The 20,889-nt window shown below is 70.8% G+C and carries 19 protein-coding genes and 1 riboswitch; of the genes, 5 read left to right on the top strand and 14 right to left on the bottom strand.

Going from position 1 to position 20,889, the window contains the following annotated elements:
- Positions 1–141: 141 nt before the first annotated feature.
- Entirely contained in the window at positions 142–744 is a 603-nt protein-coding gene (locus tag J7E86_RS29090; RefSeq protein ID WP_215085805.1) for a PadR family transcriptional regulator, read from the bottom strand.
- Positions 745–1,131: 387 nt separating this feature from the next.
- Between J7E86_RS29090 and J7E86_RS29085 the strand changes: the two genes are divergently transcribed.
- Together J7E86_RS29085 and J7E86_RS29080 are read left to right on the top strand one after the other, a co-directional pair.
- Positions 1,132–1,512 carry a VOC family protein gene (locus J7E86_RS29085; RefSeq protein ID WP_215085804.1) on the top strand — a complete coding sequence of 127 codons (381 nt, stop codon included), beginning with the start codon at positions 1,132–1,134 and terminating at the stop codon, positions 1,510–1,512.
- Between the two features lie 345 nt (positions 1,513–1,857).
- Positions 1,858–2,673 carry a PhzF family phenazine biosynthesis protein gene (locus J7E86_RS29080; protein WP_215085803.1) on the top strand — a complete coding sequence of 272 codons (816 nt, stop codon included), beginning with the start codon at positions 1,858–1,860 and terminating at the stop codon, positions 2,671–2,673.
- A 15-nt stretch (positions 2,674–2,688) separates the two neighbouring features.
- Here J7E86_RS29080 and J7E86_RS29075 read toward each other — a convergent pair whose 3' ends face one another.
- Together J7E86_RS29075 and J7E86_RS29070 are read right to left on the bottom strand one after the other, a co-directional pair.
- Entirely contained in the window at positions 2,689–3,489 is an 801-nt protein-coding gene (locus J7E86_RS29075) for a type II CAAX endopeptidase family protein (protein WP_251019843.1), read from the bottom strand.
- A gap of 129 nt (positions 3,490–3,618) precedes the next feature.
- Positions 3,619–5,121: a glutamate--cysteine ligase gene (locus J7E86_RS29070; RefSeq protein WP_215085801.1), complete on the bottom strand. Its 1,503-nt coding sequence runs from the start codon at positions 5,119–5,121 to the stop codon at positions 3,619–3,621.
- Between the two features lie 494 nt (positions 5,122–5,615).
- On the opposite strand from J7E86_RS29070, the gene J7E86_RS29065 reads away from it, so the two are divergent.
- Positions 5,616–6,203 carry a hypothetical protein gene (locus J7E86_RS29065; RefSeq protein WP_215085800.1) on the top strand — a complete coding sequence of 196 codons (588 nt, stop codon included), beginning with the start codon at positions 5,616–5,618 and terminating at the stop codon, positions 6,201–6,203.
- Positions 6,204–6,511: 308 nt separating this feature from the next.
- Positions 6,512–6,718 (top strand): DUF5999 family protein, encoded by a 207-nt coding sequence (locus J7E86_RS29060; protein WP_215085799.1) that lies wholly within the window; start codon positions 6,512–6,514, stop codon positions 6,716–6,718.
- 147 nt (positions 6,719–6,865) lie between these two features.
- Here the strand turns inward: J7E86_RS29060 and gcvP are convergent, their stop codons facing one another.
- A complete protein-coding gene (gene gcvP / locus J7E86_RS29055; RefSeq protein ID WP_215085798.1) occupies positions 6,866–9,751 on the bottom strand; it encodes an aminomethyl-transferring glycine dehydrogenase in 2,886 nt (961 codons plus the stop codon).
- A 189-nt stretch (positions 9,752–9,940) separates the two neighbouring features.
- Positions 9,941–10,049: riboswitch (glycine riboswitch) on the bottom strand.
- A 143-nt stretch (positions 10,050–10,192) separates the two neighbouring features.
- Between gcvP and J7E86_RS29050 the strand changes: the two genes are divergently transcribed.
- Positions 10,193–10,579: a PRC-barrel domain-containing protein gene (locus J7E86_RS29050; RefSeq protein ID WP_215085797.1), complete on the top strand. Its 387-nt coding sequence runs from the start codon at positions 10,193–10,195 to the stop codon at positions 10,577–10,579.
- Here J7E86_RS29050 and J7E86_RS29045 read toward each other — a convergent pair.
- From J7E86_RS29045 to J7E86_RS29000, 10 genes are all read right to left on the bottom strand, one after another.
- Positions 10,486–11,949: a DNA polymerase IV gene (locus J7E86_RS29045; RefSeq protein WP_215085796.1), complete on the bottom strand. Its 1,464-nt coding sequence runs from the start codon at positions 11,947–11,949 to the stop codon at positions 10,486–10,488. The genes J7E86_RS29050 and J7E86_RS29045 overlap by 94 nt on opposite strands.
- Positions 11,950–12,038: 89 nt before the next feature.
- Entirely contained in the window at positions 12,039–12,644 is a 606-nt protein-coding gene (locus J7E86_RS29040; protein ID WP_251019841.1) for a MerR family transcriptional regulator, read from the bottom strand.
- Positions 12,645–12,833: 189 nt separating this feature from the next.
- The gene (locus J7E86_RS29035) at positions 12,834–13,307 is read right to left on the bottom strand and encodes a bifunctional nuclease family protein (protein WP_030364453.1); all 474 of its coding nucleotides are present in this window, start codon (positions 13,305–13,307) and stop codon (positions 12,834–12,836) included.
- A 52-nt stretch (positions 13,308–13,359) separates the two neighbouring features.
- Positions 13,360–14,133 carry a MerR family transcriptional regulator gene (locus J7E86_RS29030; RefSeq protein WP_215085794.1) on the bottom strand — a complete coding sequence of 258 codons (774 nt, stop codon included), beginning with the start codon at positions 14,131–14,133 and terminating at the stop codon, positions 13,360–13,362.
- Between the two features lie 43 nt (positions 14,134–14,176).
- Complete coding sequence (locus J7E86_RS29025) at positions 14,177–15,001, bottom strand: FHA domain-containing protein (RefSeq protein WP_374223874.1); 825 nt, start codon at positions 14,999–15,001, stop codon at positions 14,177–14,179.
- Positions 15,002–15,149: 148 nt separating this feature from the next.
- Positions 15,150–16,148 carry a DUF881 domain-containing protein gene (locus J7E86_RS29020; RefSeq protein WP_215085793.1) on the bottom strand — a complete coding sequence of 333 codons (999 nt, stop codon included), beginning with the start codon at positions 16,146–16,148 and terminating at the stop codon, positions 15,150–15,152.
- Between the two features lie 5 nt (positions 16,149–16,153).
- On the bottom strand, positions 16,154–16,486 hold the full coding sequence (locus tag J7E86_RS29015; protein ID WP_071964751.1) for a small basic family protein: 333 nt from the start codon (positions 16,484–16,486) through the stop codon (positions 16,154–16,156).
- Positions 16,483–17,382: a DUF881 domain-containing protein gene (locus tag J7E86_RS29010; RefSeq protein WP_215085792.1), complete on the bottom strand. Its 900-nt coding sequence runs from the start codon at positions 17,380–17,382 to the stop codon at positions 16,483–16,485. Before J7E86_RS29010 ends, J7E86_RS29015 begins: the two co-directional genes overlap by 4 nt.
- A 101-nt stretch (positions 17,383–17,483) precedes the next feature.
- Positions 17,484–19,979, bottom strand: coding sequence for a mannose-1-phosphate guanyltransferase (locus J7E86_RS29005; protein WP_215085791.1), 2,496 nt, complete (start codon positions 19,977–19,979; stop codon positions 17,484–17,486).
- A gap of 116 nt (positions 19,980–20,095) precedes the next feature.
- A complete protein-coding gene (locus J7E86_RS29000; RefSeq protein WP_215085790.1) occupies positions 20,096–20,704 on the bottom strand; it encodes a CDP-alcohol phosphatidyltransferase family protein in 609 nt (202 codons plus the stop codon).
- Positions 20,705–20,889: the final 185 nt, after the last annotated feature.

Here is a 20,889-nt window from a genome sequence, read left to right as displayed (position 1 = left end):
CGCCCGGTCATCCCCGGCGGGAAGCATTCCCGTCTCCCACCGCGGTTGGGCACGGACGACTCCGCCCTCATCCTTGAGGAGGATGAGGGCGGATATGTCCCGGGCGTGCCGAACGGGCGGCCGAAGCCTGACCGAGAGGACTCAGCGCTCGTCGGCGAGGATCAGATACAGCTTCTTGCGCGACTCGTTGATGACGTCCAGCGCCTTCTTGCGCTGCTCCTCGCTGCCGGTCTTCCAGACCTGCCCGAGGGCTTCCATCAGCCCGAATCCCGCCTGCCGGATCTCCTGCGCCGACTCCCAGTCGACACCGCGGCCGACTTCCTGCCAGGGCGTCCCCGGTCCGGCGTCGGCCTCGGCGCGGCCCGTATCGGTGAGCGTGAACAGCTTCTTGCCGCCCTCGCTCTCGCTCACGATCAGGCCCTCGTCCTCCATCATCTGGAGCGTGGGATAGACCGAGCCGGGGCTGGGCTTCCAGGCTCCGCCACTGCGCTCGGCGATCTCCTGGATCATCTCGTAGCCGTGCATCGGCCGGTCCTTCAGCAGCGCCAGGATCGACGCGCGGACGTCGCCGCGCCGCGCCCTGCCGCCCGGACCGCCGCGCCCGCGGCCCCACGGTCCGCCGAACCCCGGCCCGAAGGGCCCGAAGGCGGCACGCCGCTCCTCGAACTCGCCCGGCCCCCGACGACCGGGCCCACGGTGCTCGTGTCCGTGCGAGCGGTGTTCATGTCCGTATGAACGCCACATGACATTCCTCCCATCGTTGATCGGTCTTGACCAGTCGCGACACTTCAACGATATATCGGAACCGATCGCATGACAATGCCCGCACCGGCTCCCTTCCGACCTGCCAGCGAAGGTCGCTGAACTCACCGAAGCTGGACCGGCCTGGCTTCGTCTCGGCGAACCTTCGCGCCTCAGCGCGAGCGTCGCGCGCCCAGGGCGTGTCTCGAAGTCAGCTGCCCTACTGCGCGACCTACGGCCCTCGCCGACTGGCGGCCCGGCGAGGGCCTGAAATCGCTTCGCCGCTGTTCGCCTCGCCCGGTACGGTCGCGGAAGTGTTCACTGCGGGGAGCCCATGAGATCCGCGTGCGGCCACCCCGGCAGTTCCCCCGCTGAGAGTAGGTTTCATCAATGGCATGCCGTATCAGTGAGCTCGTGCTCAAATGCCACGACCCCGAGGCGCTGGCGCGGTTCTGGTGCGAGGTCCTGGACTTCGTGGTGCTCGATCGTGAGGAGGAGGGCTGCATCGAGATAGGGCCGCGCGAAGGGTTCGGCGGCCCGCAGCCGACGATCTTCCTCATCCGCAACGACGAGCCGAAGAACGGGCATGCCCGGCTGCACATCGACGTCAACGCCACCGACCGCGATCAGGACGCCGAGCTCGAACGCCTCCTCGCCGCCGGGGCCGAACTCGTCGACATCGGTCAGCCCGCGGAGGCGTCCTGGCACGTTCTCGCCGATCCCGAAGGCAATGAGTTCTGCCTGCTCAAGCGCCGCCTCGACCCACTGTGACCCCTCGTCGGCAACGCGGGCCGCGCCCGGGCCCCCACCAGGGGGCCGGCCCGCGTCAGTGGGGCCCGCGTCGGTCGCGGCTCAGGCGCCGTCCCCGGGGAAGGCGTCGAGCAGGTGCAGCCGGGCGCCCTTGGCGGTGACGCTGCCGCAGAGGACGCGGGCGCCGCCGGCCCGGTAGTCCGGCCGGAGCCGGAACCGGTCCGAGCAGAGTTCATGCCCGCACAGCCCGAATCAGCGGCCCGACGCCGAACCAGATCGTTCAAGCCGGGACACCCGCTCGATTCGGTTCCACTTCCCAAGGATTGGCCCTGTCCCGCTGCGCCGATGGCCCCGTACGGTCCCGCCATGCGGATACGAATCGTCGACGCCTTCACCAAACGCCCGTTCGCCGGCAACCCGGCGGGGGTCCTTCTCCTCGACTCCGGCCACTTCCCGGACGACGACCGGCTCCAGCGGATCGCCACCGAGGTCAACCTCTCCGAGACCGCCTTCGCACACCCCCTGCCCGAGGGCGGCGAGGCCGACTGGGCCCTGCGCTGGTTCACCCCCGCGACCGAGGTCGACATGTGCGGCCACGCCACGCTGGCCACCGCGCACGTCCTGCACACCACGGGCACCGCCACCGGCACCGTGCGCTTCACCGCGCGCTGCGGAATCCTCACCGCGACCGCCCACCCGGACGGCTCGATCACGCTCGACTTCCCGACCGCGCCGCTCACCCCGGTCGCCGCCCCGGAGGGGGTCGCCGCCGCGCTCGGCGCCGCACCGCTCACCACCCATGACACCGGGCCGCACATCGGCGACCTCCTCATCGAACTCGCCGACGAGAAGACCGTCCGGTCCCTGGCCCCCGACATCGCGGCACTCGCCCGGCACTCCCACCGCGGCATCATCGCCACCGCCGCCGCCGAGGACCCGGCCGGCGGCTACGACTACGTCTCGCGCTGCTTCTTCCCCAACGTCGGCATCGACGAGGACCCCGTGACCGGCAGCGCGCACACCGCCCTGGCCCCCTTCTGGTCCGCCCGCCTGGGCCGTGACGACCTGACGGGGCTCCAGGCGTCCGCGCGCACCGGGCTCGTACGCACCGCGCTGCGCGGCGACCGCACGCTGCTGACCGGCGACGCCGTCACCGTCATCGACGGCGAACTGCTCGCCTGACCGCTGGGGGGCGGGTCAGGCCGTGGGCAGCCAGCCCACCTTGCCCGCGAGCAGGGCATAGCCGACGAACGCGACGACGTCTATCAGCGCGTGCGCGGCGACCAGCGGTCCCACCCGCCCCCACCGCCGGTAGAGCAGCACGAACACCACGCCCATCACCATGTTGCCGACGAGCCCGCCGATCCCCTGGTACAGGTGGTACGAACCGCGCAGCGCGGCGCTCGCCACCAGCGCGGCCGCCGGTGTCCAGCCCAGCTGCCCGAGCCTGCGCAGCAGATAGCCGACGACCACGACCTCCTCCAGGACCGCGTTCTGCACGGCGGAGGCGATCAGGACCGGGATCTTCCACCACACCTCGGGCAGCGACTCCGGCACCACGGTCAGGTTGAACCCGGCCGCCCGTACCCCGAGGTAGAAGAGCAGCCCGGTGCCGCCGATGGCCGCCGCGAGCGCCGTGCCGCGGCCGAGGTCGAAGACGGGGCGGGTGCGGTCCAGGCCGATGAGCCGCAGGCCGCCCTCGCCGCGGCTCTCCCGCAGCAGCAGGTGGGCGACGAGGAACACCGGCACCAGCGCGGTCGCGATGCCGAAGACCTGCCAGGAGAGGTCCAGCCACGGCCGCCCGGGGGCGTGCGAGGCGTTGAGGTGGGCGGCCTGGTCCTTGAGGCCGCCGGGCCTGGTGGCCGCGCCGACGAAGCTGATCAGCGCGGAGACCGCGCTGGCACCCAGCGACAGCGCCAGGACGAGCAGCGTCTCGCCGCCCAGCACGCGCCGCCGGAACCTCTCGGCCGCCGGCGCGCCGGAAGGGGCGTCCGGCAGGGTCCCGTCCTCGCCCCGCGCGTTCTGCCGCACAACCGCCTCCACTGTCCCTGCCGCCCACCACGGCCGGCCGTCGTCACAGCTTGCCCGACGGCTCCCCGGTGGTGCGGCAGGGGGTGGACGGCGGTGTCAGTCGCCGAGGCCGGCCGGCCAGGTGTGCACCGGCTCCCCGGTGCGCATCAGCTCGCAGTAGCGGCGCGTGGTGGCGGCCAGCGCCTTCTCCCGGTCCAGCCCCCGGTCCCGGGCCAGGTGGTACGTGGCGGCCTGCCAGGAGGCGCCGTTGACGCGGCCACGACAGCGACCCTCGATCACTCCGAGATAGCGGTCGCGGTCGGCGGGTTCGACGCCCCACGCGTCGAGCCCCGCGGCCGCCAGCGGCAGCAGCTCCTCCCGTACGAGCCGGACGGCCGGCACCCGGACCAGCGCGCCGTTGCGGCCCGCCTTCGGCCAGCGCAGCCAGGCGTCGATGCCGTGCCGGCAGGCGGTGTCGAAGTTCTCCGCCGCGACGGAGAACGGCAGCCGGGTCCACACCGGGCGCGCCTCCTCGGCGAGCGCCCTGACCAGCCCGTAGTAGAACGCGGCGTTGGCGATGACGTCGGTGACGGTGGGCCCGGCGGGCAGCACGCGGTTCTCGACCCGCAGATGCGGGACGCCGTCGGCGACGGCGTAGACGGGCCGGTTCCAGCGGTAGACGGTGCCGTTGTGAAGAGTGAGCTCGTGCAGCCGCGGCACACCGCCCTCCTCCAGGACCTTCATCGGCTCCTCGTCGTCGGAGATCGGCAGCAGGGGCGGGAAGAAGCGGAGGTTCTCCTCGAACAAATCGTATGCGGAATCGATCCAGCACTCCCCGAACCAGGTGCGCGGCCGGACGCCCTGTGCCTTGAGCTCGAGCGGGCGCGTGTCGGTGGACTGGACGAAGAGCGGTGGCCGCGACTCGCGCCACAGCTCCCGGCCGAAGAGGAAGGGCGAGTTGGCGCCGACGGCGATCTGCGCCGCCGCGACGGCCTGCGCGGCGTTCCACACGGCCGCGAAGCGCCCCGGTGTGACCTGGAGGTGCAACTGGACGGACGTACAAGCCGCTTCCGGCGCGATCGACGCCGCAGTGCTGGTCAGCCGCTCGACACCCTCGATATCGATCGTGAAATGCTCGCCCCGCGCGGCCACGATCTGGTCGTTGAGCAGCCGGTAGCGGTCGGCCTCGGAGAGATTCGCGGAGACGAGATGGCGGTCCCGGAGCGTCGGCAGAATACCGATCATCACAATCCCGGAATCGACCTCCATGGCCTTGCGATCGGCATAGGACAAACCGGTGCGCAGCTCTTCGGCGAGCTGGTCGAGCACGCGCCCGGAGAGCCGGTGCGGAACAATGTTCACCTCAAGGTTGAAACGTCCGAGTTCGGTCTGGAAATCCCCGCTCGCGATACGGTTCAGCACTTCCGCGTTCACCATGCTCGGCATGCCGTCGGAGCCCGCGAGATTCAGCTCGATCTCCAGGCCCATGAGATTCCTGGGGCGGTCGAATCGCTTCTCCGCCAGCAGCCTCGCCAACACGTCCAGGCACTGCCGGAGCTTGTCCCGGTGGTGCTGCCGGTCGGCGAGAGCGAACCTCTCGGCCACGACCTTCTCACCCATCGCGGCGTCCTTCCTCGCACGGGTCGCCCGTAGCGCCGGCCGCCCGGGTCACGGTCGATGATGCCCAGCCAATGTGATCGATAGCGCCCCGCCGCGGCCGCTTACCCAGTACGCTCGCCGGTACGCATCACCAGGCACATTCCGTCGGCATGGCACAAAGCTCCGTTTTCACGCGGACGCTGGTGATAAACACCGACGAGATCCGGCCTACCCTGCCTGGTGAACAATGCGAGGTGGCGTGCGCGATTCTGGCACAGAATCACCGAAATCACCCCGGGGTGGCCTACCGGATTTCCTCTTGCGGGAAATACGCGCGACGGCTAGCCGAAACACCATGTGAACATGTGTCGTATAAACTTCGGAGACGAGGCAGAGAGCAGGCGCCCCGGCCCCGGCAGTCGGTACGGTCCCGGCCCCCCTCTGACCCCGCACGCTGACAGCGTCGTCCGCACCTGCCCAGCACAACGTGTCTCCGAAGTGAGAGGCGACCCACCATGCCGCTGCATGTTCCCCCTGCCCCCGCGCCTGCCCTGCGCAGTGTCGTCACCGCCCTCGGCTCCCCCACCGCCGTCCGCGAGGCGCGCACCCCGTCCCTGAAGTCCGCGCAGGGTCCCCTCAGCCCCGAACTCCCCCTGCCCGTGCACGTCCTGGAGCAGGCCACCCATCGCGGCGGCACCCCGCGCACCCGGCTCACCGGCTGGCGTTTCCAGATCCGCGGGGCGGGGCGCACGGTGGCCGCGGCCGAGACGGCGCCGACGGCGGACGGCTGGGGCTTCTCCCATTTCTTCGAGGGTCCCTACCTGGGCTCCACCGAACGCGCGCTGCGGCAGGCCGAGGCACTGACGACGCCCTACCAGCCCCGGCTGTTGTCGGTACCGGAGCTCTACATGCTCACCCTCTGGCTCCACGGCGACATCGCCGCCGACGCCGGGTCCGGGCTGCCGGCCCCGGGCGACCTGCTGGTGCCGCTCGCCCCGGCGCCGCCGGGCATCGCCGCGCACCGCCCGCACCGCTTCGCCGAGCTGCTGCCCGTCCTCACCCTCCGGCTCGCCCCGCCACCCCTGCTCAAGACGCCCGCCTGAGGGCACCCTCCGGAGCCCGTACGCGCCCCGCGGCCCAGCCCACGCCACGGGGCGCACACCTGTGCCCATCCCGCAGGACTAGCCCCGTCCGGCCATGCCTAACCACCCGAAGGGGCAGTGTGGTTGGTGGCAACCGCCCGCACGGGTGACGCGTCCTCATCCTGTGAGGAGCGCTGCCGGGAAATCCCTGCGGAATCTCGCCCGTAGGGCAACACTGGTATCGACCAACCGATTCATCAACGGGGGGCGGCATGACCACCGCATCGAGCCGCACGACAGCCACCACATCGCAGCGAAAGAACTCTTCCATGTGTCAGCACCAGCCCACGTGCCCATCAGCCGACTCAGCCGACCGGGAAGCCGCGCACCTCGTGGCTCACCACCCGGAGCAGGGCTGGAGCCTGCTGTGCAACGGCGTCCTCTGCTTCGAGGACACCGGTGAGCTGCTGCCGGACGGCAAGATCATCGCGCCGCACCGGCCGCTCGAAACGGGCCATGTGGTGACCGCTGCCTGAGCTCGCATCTCGCACACCGCACGACCGGAACCACCAGCACGACGCACCACGGCACAGCACCACAGCACCAGGCACATCAAGGGGCCGGCCCGGCGCACTCGCCGAACCGGCCCCGACTCGATCAGTAGGGCTCTCCGAGCCCCGGTATCAGCCCTCGTACTCGTCCATCGGCGGGCAGGAGCAGACGAGGTTGCGGTCACCGTAGGCACCGTCGACCCGACGCACCGGCGGCCAGTACTTGTCGGCGGCGGACACCCCGGCCGGGAAGGCGGCCTCGTCACGGGTGTACGGGTGGTCCCAGGCACCGGTCACCGAAGCGGCGGTGTGCGGGGCGTTCCGCAGCGGGTTGTCGTCCTTGTCCCACTCGCCGGAGCCGACCTTCTCGATCTCGGCGCGGATGGCGGCCATCGCATCGCAGAAACGATCCAGCTCGGTGAGGTCCTCGCTCTCCGTCGGCTCGATCATCAGCGTCCCGGCGACCGGGAACGACATGGTCGGCGCGTGGAAGCCGTAGTCGATCAGCCGCTTGGCGACGTCGTCGACGCTGACGCCGGTCGCCTTGGTGAGCGGCCGCAGGTCGATGATGCACTCGTGCGCGACCAGGCCGTTCGGGCCGGTGTAGAGCACCGGGTAGTGCGGCTCCAGGCGCTTGGCGATGTAGTTGGCGCCGAGCACCGCGACCTGGGTGGCGCGCTTGAGGCCCTCGCCGCCCATGAGCCGGATGTACGCCCAGGAGATCGGCAGGATGCCCGCGGAGCCCCACGGGGCGGCCGAGATGGGGCCGACGCCGGTCGCCGGTCCCGCGGTCGGCTGCAGCGGGTGGTTGGGCAGGTAGGGCGCCAGGTGGGCGCGGACGCCGACCGGGCCGACGCCCGGACCGCCGCCGCCGTGCGGGATGCAGAAGGTCTTGTGCAGGTTCAGGTGCGAGACGTCGCCACCGAACTCGCCCGGCTCGGCCACGCCGACCAGGGCGTTGAGGTTGGCCCCGTCGACGTACACCTGGCCGCCCGCCTCGTGCACGAGCGCGCAGATGTCGCTGATGTGCTCCTCGAACACACCGTGCGTGGAGGGGTAGGTGACCATCAGCACGGACAGCTCGTCGCGGTACTGCTCGATCTTCGCGCGCAGGTCGTCGGCGTCCACCTCGCCGTCCTCGCCGGTCCTGACGACGACGACCTTCATGCCCGCCATCACGGCGCTGGCGGCGTTGGTGCCGTGTGCGGAGGACGGGATGAGACAGACGGTGCGCTGCTCGTCGCCGTTGGCGCGGTGGTAGGCGCGGACGGCCAGCAGGCCCGCGAGCTCGCCCTGGGAGCCGGCGTTCGGCTGGATGGAGACCTTGTCGTAGCCGGTGATCTCGGCGAGCCGCTCCTCCAGCTCCGTGATGAGCGTGAGGTACCCGGCGGCCTGCCCGACCGGCGCGAAGGGGTGCAGCGCGCCGAACTCCGGCCAGGTGACCGGCTCCATCTCGGTGGTGGCGTTGAGCTTCATCGTGCACGAGCCCAGCGGGATCATGCCGCGGTCCAGGGCGTAGTCCCGGTCGGCGAGGCGGCGCAGGTAGCGCAGCATCGCGGTCTCGGAGCGGTGCTGGTGGAAGACCGGGTGCGTGAGGTACTCGTCGGTGCGCAGGAGGCCCTCGGGGAGCGCGTCGGCCGCGGTGGCGTCGAGCGCCTCGATGTCGGCCTCCACCCCGAAGGCGGACCACACGGCGGTCAGCTGGACGCGGGTGGTGGTCTCGTCGCAGGCGATGCCGACCCGGTCGGCGTCGGCCAGGCGCAGGTTGACGCCGTGCTCACGAGCCGCCGCGACGACCTCGGCCGCCCGGCCGGGGACGTGCGCGGTCAGGGTGTCGAAGTACGCGTCGTGCGCGACCTCGACGCCGCCGCCCCGCAGCCCCTCCGCGAGCAGCGTGGCGTAACGGTGCGTACGGCGCGCGATGGCCGCGAGGCCGTCCGGGCCGTGGTAGACCGCGTACATCCCCGCCATGACGGCGAGGAGCACCTGCGCGGTGCAGATGTTGCTGGTGGCCTTCTCGCGGCGGATGTGCTGCTCGCGGGTCTGCAGGGCGAGCCGGTAGGCCTTGTCGCCGTCCGCGTCGACGGAGACGCCGACGAGGCGGCCGGGCAGGCTGCGCGCGAACTTCTCGCGTACGGCCATGAATCCGGCGTGCGGTCCGCCGAAGCCCATGGGGACGCCGAAGCGCTGGGTGGTGCCGACGGCGATGTCCGCGCCGAGCTCGCCGGGCGAGGTGAGCAGCGTCAGGGCGAGCAGGTCGGCGGCGACGGTGACGATCGCGCCGAGCTCGTGGGCGCGCTCGATGACCGGGCGCGGGTCGCGCACGGCACCGGAGGCGCCGGGGTACTGGAGCAGGACGCCGAAGACGCCGCGCTCCGCGATGTCGTCCGGGATGCCGGCGGCGAGGTCGGCGACGACGACCTCGACGCCGGTCGGCTCGGCGCGGGTCTCGATCACGGCGACGGTCTGCGGCAGGGTGTCGGCGTCGACGAGGAAGACACCGTTCTTGACCTTGCCGACGCGGCGGGAGAGCGCCATGGCCTCGGCGGCGGCGGTGCCCTCGTCGAGCAGGGAGGCTCCGGAGGTGGGCAGGCCGGTGAGGTCGGCGACCACGGTCTGGAAGTTCAGCAGCGCTTCCAGGCGGCCCTGGGAGATCTCCGGCTGGTAGGGCGTGTACGCCGTGTACCAGGCGGGGTTCTCCATGACGTTGCGCAGGATCACCGGCGGGGTGAAGGTGCCGTAGTAGCCGAGGCCGATCATCGGTGCGAGCACCTGATTGCGGTCGGCGAGGTCGCGCAGCTCGGCCAGGACCTCGGCCTCGCTGCGGGCCGCGGGCAGGTCCAGGGCCTCGGTGCTCTTGATCACGTCCGGCACGGCGGCGGCGGTGAGTTCGTCGAGAGAGCCGAACCCGACCTGGGCGAGCATCTTGGCCTGGGCCTCGCCGTCGGGGCCTATGTGACGCTGTTCGAAGGGCGTGCCCCGCTCCAGGTCGGAAAGGGAGATGCGGTGGGCTGTCATCTGCGGAGGCCTCCTGGTCGTTGCGACCTGCGAGGGGTACCACGGCGCGGGTACCCGGACGGCCTCCCCCTCTGTCATCTCAACCTGAGAGCTTCACCGGACCGCCTCGCGGGATCCGGCTTTCACCGTCGGTGAGGAGGGGCTTCGGCGCTGTGCCTGACCTGGGCCCGCCCTGCTTTCCAGAGTGACCTCGTCCGTGCGGTACGTGTGCCTGAGAGATTCCGGGGAGGATTTGCTCCTTCGGCGCCCCCTCCGAAGCCGGTGAACGGCTTTTGGGGGACTCTCCCGCACAGGGTCTGCGGCCATTCGCCAGCCTACCAGCGCGGGTGGGGCCGGATCCCTCGAGTGGCCGGTTCCCGCTTTGTGGCTTTTCGTTGGTGGCGAGGGCTCCTCGGAGCCCCGCCGAGGGGCTCGGGGCCGGCGAGAACCATGGGAGGAACGGTGCAGAGTGATATCGATCCGCGAAGCCTCATCGGCCGCAAGGCGTTCGATCTCAAGGGCGCGAAGATCGGCACCGTGGACGAGGTGTACCTCGACGACGCGACCGGTGAACCGGAATGGGCGGCCGTGCGCACGGGCCTCTTCGGCCGCGACGCCTTCGTGCCCCTGGAACCGAGCCGGGTCGTGGACGACGCCCTGCACGTTCCCTACGTGCGCGCCCTGATCAGGGACGCCCCGGACTTCGGGGTCGGCCGTCACCTCTCCCCGGAACAGGAGCTCCAGCTCTACCACCACTACGGCCTCGCCCTCCCCGCCCCGGACCCCCCGCCGCCCGCCGGCTCCCCCGCCGACGAGGGGCTCGGCACGGTCAACGGCTCCGGCGGCTGACCGGCGGGCTCCGGAGCGCCGGCCTCCCGTACGAGCGGCAGCGGCTCGCCCGGTTCGAGCGCCGGGTCGTCGACGGCGAAGGTCCGCACCCGGCCGGGCGCCGACCAGGGCTGCTCGAACCGGACCGTGACCCGCCCTACGCCGCTGCCCTGGATCCATCCGGCTCCGTACTCGGCGTGCCGCACGTCCAGCCCCGGCAGCCAGCGCCTGGGCTGCGGCACGGGGCCCTCCGCCTGCTCCGGCTCCCCCGGGCCGATGTCGTCGGGCGCTGCCTCCGCCACGGCCGCGGCGGCCTCGCTCGCGGCTTGGGCGAAGAGGTCCTCCTGGGTGTAGTCGGCCAGGCCCGTCACGCCGACGCCCAGCAGCCGCACGCCCGCCGTGGTGTCCACGCCGTCGAGCAGCCGCCCGGCCGCCTCCCTGACCACCGTGGGGTCGTCGGTCGGCCCGCGCAGCGTCTCCGAGCGCGTCAGCGTCGAGAAGTCGTAGCGCCGCACCTTGATCACGACCGTGCGCCCCGACCGGCCCGCCGCGCGCAGCCGCTGTACGCACCGGTCGGCGAGGCGCGCGAGCTCCAGCTGGACGCGGGTCCGGTCGGTCACGTCCTCCTCGAAGGTGTCCTCCACCGACACCGACTTGGCGTCCCGCTCGGCCACGACGGGCCGGTCGTCGTGCCCGGTGGCCAGGGCGTACAGGCCGGAGCCGTGGGCCTTGCCCAGAAGCCGCACCAGCTCGGCCTCCCCCGCCTCGCCGGTCTCGGCGACGGTCGTGATCCCGGCCCGGCGCAGCGTCTCCGCGGTGGCGGGGCCGACGCCCGGGACGACGCGCACGGACATGGGGCCCAGCAGGCGGAGCTCGGTGCCGGACTCGATGAGGAGGAGGCCGTCGGGCTTGGCCTGCTCGGAGGCGATCTTGGCGAGCATCTTGGAGCCGGCGAGCCCCACCGAACCGCTCAGCCCCGTGACCGCCAGGATGTCCCGGCGCAGCCGCTCCCCGACGGCCCGGACGGCCGCCGCCGAGGGCTCGACGCCGCCCGCTTCGAGATCGACGAACGCCTCGTCGAGGCTGAGCGGCTCCACCAACGGCGACAGGGCCCCCAGCAGTTCCATGACCGCCTCGCTGACCTGGCGGTAGAGGGTGAACCGGGGGGTGAGGTAGGCGGCGTTGGGGCACAGCCGGCGCGCCTGGGCGGTGGCCATGGCCGAGTGGACGCCGAAGACCCGCGCCTCGTACGAGGCCGTGGCCACCACGCCGCGTGGCCCGATGCCGCCGACCACCACGGGCTTTCCGCGCAGGCTGGGCTTGGCCGCCTGCTCCGCCGAGGCGTAGAAGGCGTCCATGTCCAGATGCAGGATGGTCGGTGCGGCTCTCACACCCCCGATGCTCCCGCACACCACTGACAATCGCTCTGATGTGCCACCGGCACGCCGTAAGCGCGCCGGTCGGCACGCCCCGGAGGGCCTCAGACCGCTCTGTTGCGGCGCCGCGCCAGCTCGTCGGCGGGGTTGTGGCCGATGAGCGTCTCGCCCGTGTCCACGCGCTCGCCGTGCAGCTGGGACAGTGCGCTCTCCACATCGCGCCACACGACGCCCACAGCGATGCCGAAGACCCCCTGGCCGCCCTGGAGGAGGTCGACGACCTCGTCCGGTGAGGTGCACTCGTAGACCGTCGCGCCGTCGCTCATCAGCGTCATCTGCGGCAGGTCGCCCATGCCGCGCGAGCGCAGGTGCTGGACGGCGGTCCGGATGTTCTGAAGGGAGACGCCGGTGTCCAGCAGCCGTTTCACGATCTTGAGAACGACGACGTCCCGAAAGCTGTACAGCCGCTGCGTGCCCGTGCCGTGAGCCGGCCGGACCGTCGGCTCCACCAGACCCGTGCGGGCCCAGTAGTCGAGCTGGCGATAAGTGATGCCGGCCGCGGCGCACGCCGTCGGCCCGCGGTATCCGATCCTGTCGGTCTCCGGCCCCTGCGGCGTCGTGCCCGCTGCCGGGATCGCGTGACGGGAGGGCTGTTCGACCGTCCCCCCGTACAGCGGAAACGGACTGCCGACCGCCGTACCGTCGCCCATGCTTCTCACGCCGACCTCCGTCCTTGACCTGCCTTCTCGACGGTAGGCAGTCACCAGGGGTGCGTCAACGATCGCCACACTCGGCACGCCGAGTGATAATCACCCAGAGAGTGGTTTTGCGTACCTCAGCGCCGGGAAGGGCTACTCGAATGCGCTCCGGCCGCCGCTTCCGCGTGGTCGGCGCGGGCCTCACTGGCTGCTGCTGCCGAAGTCCTCCGGCGAGATCTGGTCGAGGAACTCGCGGAACTTCTCGACCTCGTCCTCCTGCTCGTCCGGGATGGCGATCCCGGCGTCGTCCAGCACCCCGTCGCTGCCGTAGATCGGCGTACCGGTGCGCAGGGCCAGCGCTATGGCGTCGGACGGCCTGGCGCTGACCTCGACCCCGCTGGCGAAGACGAGCTCCGCGTAGAAGACGCCCTCCCGCAGGTCCGTGATGCGCACCTCCGTGAGCTGCTGCCCGACCGCCTCCAGCACGTCCTTGAAAAGGTCATGGGTCAGCGGACGGGCCGGGGCCATGCCCTGCTGGGCGAAGGCGATGGCCGTCGCCTCCCCCGGTCCGATCCAGATCGGGAGGTAACGGTCGCCTCCCACTTCACGCAGGAGCACGATCGGCTGGTTGGAGGGCATTTCCACCCGGACACCCACGACATCGAGCTCGTTCACACAGCAACCCTAGGACGTGCTCGGCAGGTTTGGGTAGTCGGGCACTCGCCGGTCAGTGCGATCCCGTGCGCAGCGCGGCCTGTACGAGCGCCGCGTGCAGTCGTACGGAGAGCGTCGCGAGCTCCCGCGCGGTGGTCTCCGCATGGGCCCTGGTCTGCGGATTCCGGTGCCGGCGCAGCGGTGCGACCACCTGTTCGACCAGGTCGGCCTGGCGCTCGGCGGCGGCCTTCACGGCGCGCAGATGCCGCGGTTCCAGTCCAAAACGGCCCAGGTCGGCGACCAGCTTGGCCACGGCGACGGAATCCAGGCCGAATCCGCCGTCCGGGTGGGCTGCCACCAGGCCGTACGACTCCCACTCCGCCAGCTCGCGCTCCGTGACCTCGGTGGCGGCCAGCAGCTCCTCCCGCCCCACGCGCGCCGCCGTGGGACGGCGGGAGCCCGCGGCCAGGGGCCCCTCGGGGCCCCCGCCCGCGCCCTGGAGATCCACGGCGCCACACGGCTGCCCGGAGGCCGGCAGCGGCGCCCGCTCGCCCCTGGCGAGCGCGTCGAGGTGTTCCCTGATGACCTTGAGCGGCAGGTAGTGGTCGCGCTGCATCCGCAGCACGTAGGCGAGCCGCTCGATGTCGGCCGTGCTGAACTTGCGATAGCCGGACGGCGTGCGCTGCGGCTCCACCAGGCCCTCCGCCTCGAGGAAGCGGATCTTGGAGATGGTGACCTCGGGGAATTCGTCCCGCAGGAGGTTGAGCACCGTACCGATGCTCATCAGCCGTCCGTCCGCGCCGGCGGCACCGGATGTCCCGGCACCGCCCGACGGTGTTCGCAGCATGGCCCTTCCCTGGGGGTCCCCCCGGACGGAGTCCGGGGAAGGGTCAGATGCCCCGCTGGCTGCCATAGAAGACCAGACGGTACTTGCCGATCTGGACCTCGTCGCCGTTCTGGAGCGGGACGGAGTCGATCCGCTCGCGGTTGACATACGTGCCGTTCAGGCTGCCGACGTCGGCGACGGTGAAGCCGCCGTCCTGGCCTCTGCGGAACTCCACGTGGCGCCGCGAGACGGTGACGTCGTCGAGGAAGATGTCGCTCTGCGGGTGCCGGCCCGCGGTGGTCAGCTCGCCGTCCAGCAGGAAGCGGCTGCCGGAGTTCGGCCCGCGGCGCACCACCAGCAGGGCGGAGCCCAGCGGGAGGGCGTCGACGGCCGCCTGTGCCTCGGGGGAGAGCTGCGGGATCGGCGTCTGGCCGGTGGTCTCGGAGTCGTACGCCTCAAGGCCGGAGATGGAGATCGTCGAGGTCGTCTCCGAGGCCCGCTCGGCGACGGCGCCGGGCCGCAGCGGCGCACCGCAGTTGGAGCAGAACCGACTGGCCTCGGCATTCCGGTGGCCACACCTCGTACATACCGGCAAGGCAAACCCTCCACCCGCACTTGAGGTCGCTGGTCCCCCGAAACCTATGGGTCCGGTGGCGGCAGGGTCAACAGAAGACGCGCCCTGCCCACCCGAAATGTCTCCTCCGGGGGCACCGACCTGGTCCCGGAACAGCGGGCGCCCCTCCTGGGCCCCCTCCCCGCCCTCCGCGGGACGCGACGCGCGGTGGCGAGCGGAGCTGCCACCCTCCTGGCGTGCGCTCTTGCCGAACAACTTCGCAAACAACTTCACGGGCGATTCCCCTTGACCGAAACAGACCCGCCCGTGGGGCAGGACAAACCCTCGATGCACACACCGTCCGACCTGGACATCCGTATAACGTCCGTGGTCAACAGACAGTTTCCACCACGCACCCTCGACTTGGTGCGCCGACCCCCCGCAAGCTCGTGGCCTCCGCGTGAGGCCACCGTGCCCGCCCGCCTCACTGCGATGACGACCGAGCGTAGTCAGGCCGCTTCGCCGGGCGCAAGGCGTCCACAACGATCTTCTCAGACCGCTGGACCGTGACACCCGCCTGCTCCTTCTCCAGCGTCTGCACCACGCCTCCGGGGATGTTCAGCGCCGGCTCCAGGTCCTGCGGCTTGCCGATCACCTTGAACCGGTAGGGCTGCGAGACCTTCTTGCCGTCGATCTCCACCTTCCCCGCCGCGCCCGAGAAGAAGGTGTCGGCGGCGATCCGGACGTCGTTGATCTGGATCGCCTCCGCGCCCGCGGCGCGCAGCTCCTGGAGGGTGTCGAGCAGCTTGTCCGCCTCGACCGCGCCCCGGGGATCGCTCACCGTGAGCTCGATGCCGGGCCCCTGGGCCGCCACCGTGCCCGCGAGCACGCCGAGCTGCTCCTCCTTCTGCGAGGTCTGCTTACGCGCCTCGGCGGCCTGGTTCGAGCTGCTCTCCAGCTCGGTGCGCTGACCCTCCAGCCGCCGCTTCTCGTCCTCCAGCCGCTTGGTGCGGTTGTCCAGCTCGTCCAGGATCCGTACGAGATCCTCCTGCCGGGCACCGCGCAGCGCGCTGCTGTCGTTCGTCGAACGGACCTGAATGGCCAGGCCGAGGCCGAGCACGCACAGCAGCACGGCGACGGTGAGCTGCGCCCGGGTCAGCCGGGGCGGCCACAAACCGCTCATCAGGCGTTGACGACCGGTCAACCCGGCGGCGACCGGCGCCCCTTCCGGCGCGGGCCGCTCCGCCCCCTCCGATCCCTCGGAGGAATCCTGAGGCTTCGTCGGTTTCGCCGGTTTCCTCGGCTCTTCTGCCGGTTCGTCCGGGAGTGCGGTCCGCTCCGGCACGGCCGGCTCCTGAGGCGAGGCCGCGGCCTCGCTCTCGGGCTTCCCGGTGCTCTCCGGCTTCTTCGGCCGCTCCGGTTCGCCCGCTCCGCCGGCGGCGGGCCGGCCCGTCGGCTCGTCCGGGGTGTCGTCGGTGCTCATCGGCCTCACGCCCGGAAGATGTGCCGCCGGATGGCGGCCGCGTTGGAGAAGATCCGGATGCCCAGGACGACCACGACGCCGGTGGACAACTGCGCCCCCACGCCGAGCTTGTCGCCGAGGAACACGATCAGGGCGGCCACCACCACGTTGGACAGGAAGGAGACGACGAACACCTTGTCGTCGAAGATCCCGTCGAGCATCGCCCGGAGGCCACCGAACACCGCGTCGAGCGCCGCCACGACGGCGATGGGGAGGTAGGGCTCGACCGCCGTCGGCACCACGGGGCGGACGACCAGTCCCACCACGACTCCCACGATGAGGCCCAATACGGCGATCACGATGTGCCCTTCCCCTGCGGCTTTGCGGTACGTACGATCAGGCTCGGCGCGGCCGGAAGCCGTACCTCGCCCTGAGCGGAAATGTTTGAGCGGACCCCGTAGTTCTGCTGCAGAACGCGCAGGTACTGTCCGTCGGCGCTGCTCTGGAAAGCGGAGCTCAGCCGCTGCCCGTCCCCGACCGCCAGCACCGTGTACGGCGGCACCAGTGGCTTGTTGTCGACCAGTATGGCGTCCCCCGCGGCCCTGATCGCCGACAGAGCCGTCAACCGCTGCCCGTTCACCGCGATCGCCTCCGCGCCGGACTGCCACAGACCGTTGACGATGCGTTGCATGTCACGGTCACGCACCCGGCCCGTGTCGGAGAAACCGCTGCTCTCGCGCGGCCCGCCGCCACCGCTCTGCTTCGTCTGCTTGGCGTCGTCCACGACCAGCTTCACACCGGGGCCCCGCACCGCGGTGGCACCGGCGAGCAGGGCCACCAAGTCGGCCTTGTCCCCGCCGTGTTTCTCCAGGACGTCACGCTGCTTCGTGCCGACCGCGTCCCGCAGCGTGTCGACATTCTTCTGCAGCGCGTCGGCGTCGGAGGACTCCTTCTGGATGCGGTCGATGAGCTGCTGGCGCTCCTTGGCCAGTGTGGGTGCCGATATCTGCGCCTGCGCGGCGCCGATGGTCACCACCGCCGCGGCGAGCAGCAGCGCGGCGGCCAGCCCCAACTTGGCGCGCAGCGCGGTCGGCAGTCCCCTGCCGCCGTCGCTGCCGCGCCGGGCGGCCGCCTCGGCGTACCCGTCGTCGAGGCTGTGGTCCATCACGTTGGTCAGCAGCGACATCGATGCATCGGGACGCGGAGACGGCGATGCCGTCCTCCGAACGGGGGGCTGCTGCGACATGCCGCACATCGTCGCACGTCGGAGGCGCCGTCTCCCAATGGCCCCACCGGCGTGCCGGATACGGGCAGAAGGAGACGGCGCCTCTCACCTCACGGCGCGGCGCCCGGCGATCAGCGCCCGGCGCCGTCCACGACCGCCGACCACTCGTCGAGGAGGGCCTGCGCCGAGGCGTCGTCAGGGCCCTCCGCCCACAGGTGCGTCACGGCCTCGGCCGGGTCGGGCAGCACCATCACCCAGCGCCCGTCCGCCTCGACGACCCGCACGCCGTCGGTGGTGTCCACCGAACGGTCCCCGGCCGCCTCGACGACATGCCGCATCACGAGCCCCTTGACCGCCCACGGAGTGGCCAGGTCACGGCGCAGGACGTGCGCCCTGGGAATGCGTGCGTCTATCTGGCTGAGCGTGAGCTGGGTACGGGCCACCAGGCCGATCAGCCGTACGAACGCCGCCGTGCCGTCGAAGACGCTGCTGGACTCGGGCACGATGAAGCCGCCCCGGCCGTCACCACCGAAGATCGTGGTCTCCGCACGGCCGACCCTGGTCAGGTCGTCGGGCGACGTCGTCGTCCACTCCACCTGCGTACCGTGATAGGCGGCCACCTGTTCGGCGATGCGGGTCGTGGTCACCGGCAGCGCCACCTTCCCGCTGCGCCGTTCGGCGGCGACGAGGTCGAGCAGCACGAGCAGGGCCCGGTCGTCCTCGACGATGCGGCCGCGCTCGTCCACGAGCGAGATCCGCTCGCCCACGGGGTCGAACCGGACGCCGAACGCGGCCCGCGCGGAGGCCACGATCTCGCCCAGCCGGACCAGTCCGGAGCGGCGGGCATCGGCGGTCTCGGTCGGGCGGGACTCGTCGAGACCGGGGTTGATGATGAACGCGTCCACCCCGAGCCGGCCCAGCAGGCTGGGCAGGACGAGCCCCGCGCTGCCGTTGGACGCGTCGACGACGACCTTGAGCCCGGCCTCGGCGACGCCGGTGGTGTCCACGGCCCGCAGCAGTGAGCCCGCGTAGGAGTCGTAGACGCTGGAGGGGAAGGACAGGTCGCCGATCTCCCCGGGGAACGCGCGCCGGTATTCCTGGCGGGCGTACACGCGGTCGAGCTTGCGCTGTCCGGCCTGGGAGAGGTCGGCACCGCGCTCGTCGAAGAACATGATGTCCACGGAGTCCGGCACGCCGGGCGACGTACGGATCATGATGCCGCCGGCGCTGCCCCGAGCGGTCTGCTGGCGGGCCACCGGCAGCGGTACGTTCTCCAGGTCGCGTACGTCTATGGCGCTGGCCTGCAGCGCGGAGATCACCGCGCGCTTGAGCGCCCGCGCGCCGCGGGAGTGGTCGCGCGCCGTGGTGACCGTGGAGCCCTTCTTGAGCGTGGTGGCGTACGCGCCCGCGAGCCGTACCGCCAGTTCCGGGGTGATCTCCACGTTGAGGATGCCGGACACACCGCGCGTGCCGAAGAGGTTCGCCTGGCCGCGGGACTCCCAGATGACCGAGGTGTTGACGAACGCGCCGGCCTCGATCGTCTTGAAGGGGTAGACGCGGACGTTGCCCTGAATAATCGATTCCTCACCGACGAGGCACTCGTCACCGATGACGGCTCCGTCCTCGATGCGGGCGGCGCGCATGATGTCGGTGTTCTTGCCGATGACACAGCCGCGCAGGTTGCTCTGCTGCCCGACGTAGACGTTGTCGTGGACGACGGCCTTGTGCAGGAAGGCGCCGCTCTTGACGACGACGTTGGAGCCCACGACGGTGTGCTCGCGGATCTCGGCGCCGGCCTCGACCTTGGCATAGTCCCCGATGTAGAGGGGGCCGCGCAGGACGGCGTCGGGGTGGACCTCCGCGCCTTCGGCCACCCAGACGCCCGGGGAGATCTCGAAACCGTCTATGTCGACGTCGACTCTGCCTTCGAGGACATCGGCTTGGGCCTTGCCGTAGCTCTCGTGGGTGCCGACGTCCTCCCAGTAGCCCTCGGCGATGTAGCCGAAGACGGGCTTGCCTTCCTTCATCAGCTGCGGGAAGACATCACCGGACCAGTCGACGGGCACGTCGGCCTGGACGTAGTCGAAGACCTCCGGCTCCATGACGTAGATACCGGTATTGACGGTGTCGGAGAAGACCTGGCCCCAGGTCGGCTTTTCGAGGAAGCGCTCGACCTTGCCGTTCTCGTCGACGATGGTGATGCCGAATTCCAGTGGATTGGGCACCCGTGTGAGGCAGACGGTGACGAGGGCGCCCTTCTCCTTGTGGAAACGGATCAGGTCGGTGAGGTCGAAGTCGGTGAGGGCGTCTCCGGAGATCACCAGGAAGGCATCGTCCTTGAGCGCTTCTTCGGCGTTCTTGACGCTGCCCGCCGTGCCGAGTGGCTTTTCCTCATTGGCGTAGGTGAGCTCCATGCCGAGCTCTTCGCCGTCCCCGAAGTAGTTCTTGACGAGAGAGGCGAGGAACTGCACGGTCACCACGGTCTCGGTGAGCCCGTGCCGTTTGAGCAGTCGTAGCACATGCTCCATGATCGGCCGGTTGGCCACCGGCAGGAGCGGCTTGGGCATGCTCGAGGTCATGGGGCGAAGGCGGGTGCCTTCGCCGCCGGCCATCACGACGGCCTTCATGTCGGAAGCGTCCTCCTTGAAGAGACGACGGTCATGCCGACTGAACGCGCCTGAGCCGTTCTGCGTATCCCGGATACGACGTCGGGGTCCGGAATGGATCCGGAACTCCGGCGAGGTCAGTCGGACTGGTGGTCCGCCTTCACCAGTCGGCGGACTTGGACCACATAGAGGATCCCTGCCCACCAATAGAGCGTTGTACCCCATCCGGCGAACGCCCATCCGAAAATCGCTGCGAGTGAGCACAACCAGCCGTCACCGTCACTGAGAAGCAGCAACGGGAAGGCGTACATGAGATTGAACGTCGCGGCCTTCCCGAGGAAGTTGACCTGCGGCGGCGGATAGCCGTGGCGGCGCAGAATCCACACCATGACCAGCAGCATCGCTTCGCGGGCGAGGAGGGCTGCGGTCATCCAGAGCGGGAGGATGTCCCGCCAGGTCAGGCCGACGAGGGTGGAGAGGATGTAGAGCCGGTCGGCGGCGGGGTCGAGGAGCCGGCCGAGGCTGCTGATCTGGTTCCAGCGCCGGGCGAGCTTGCCGTCGAGGTAGTCGCTGACTCCGCTCAGTGCCAGCACGAGCAGGGCCCAGCCGTCGCTGTTGTGGCCGTCGAGCTCTGGCCGAAGGATCAGCCACAGGAAGAGGGGTACGCCGACGAGGCGGGCCATGCTGAGGATGTTCGGGATGGTGAGGACGCGGTTGGTCTGGACGCGCGTCTCCTGGACCTCCACCCGGGGGCCTCCTGTGGGGAAATGTACCAACGATGCCCCATGACCCTACCCGCAGACATCGTCGGCCGACGCAGAGGGGTGCGGAGGGTGCGGCGATATGGGGAGAGGTGGGAAGAGGTGGGGGGATTCGGGACGATCGGGGAGAACGGCCGGAAAATGCGCCGGAAACGCGAGAAAGCCCCGGT

The organism is Streptomyces sp. ISL-11 (assembly GCF_018614525.1).
Lineage (GTDB): Bacteria > Actinomycetota > Actinomycetes > Streptomycetales > Streptomycetaceae > Streptomyces.
This window is presented reverse-complemented; position numbering and strand designations above follow the sequence as displayed.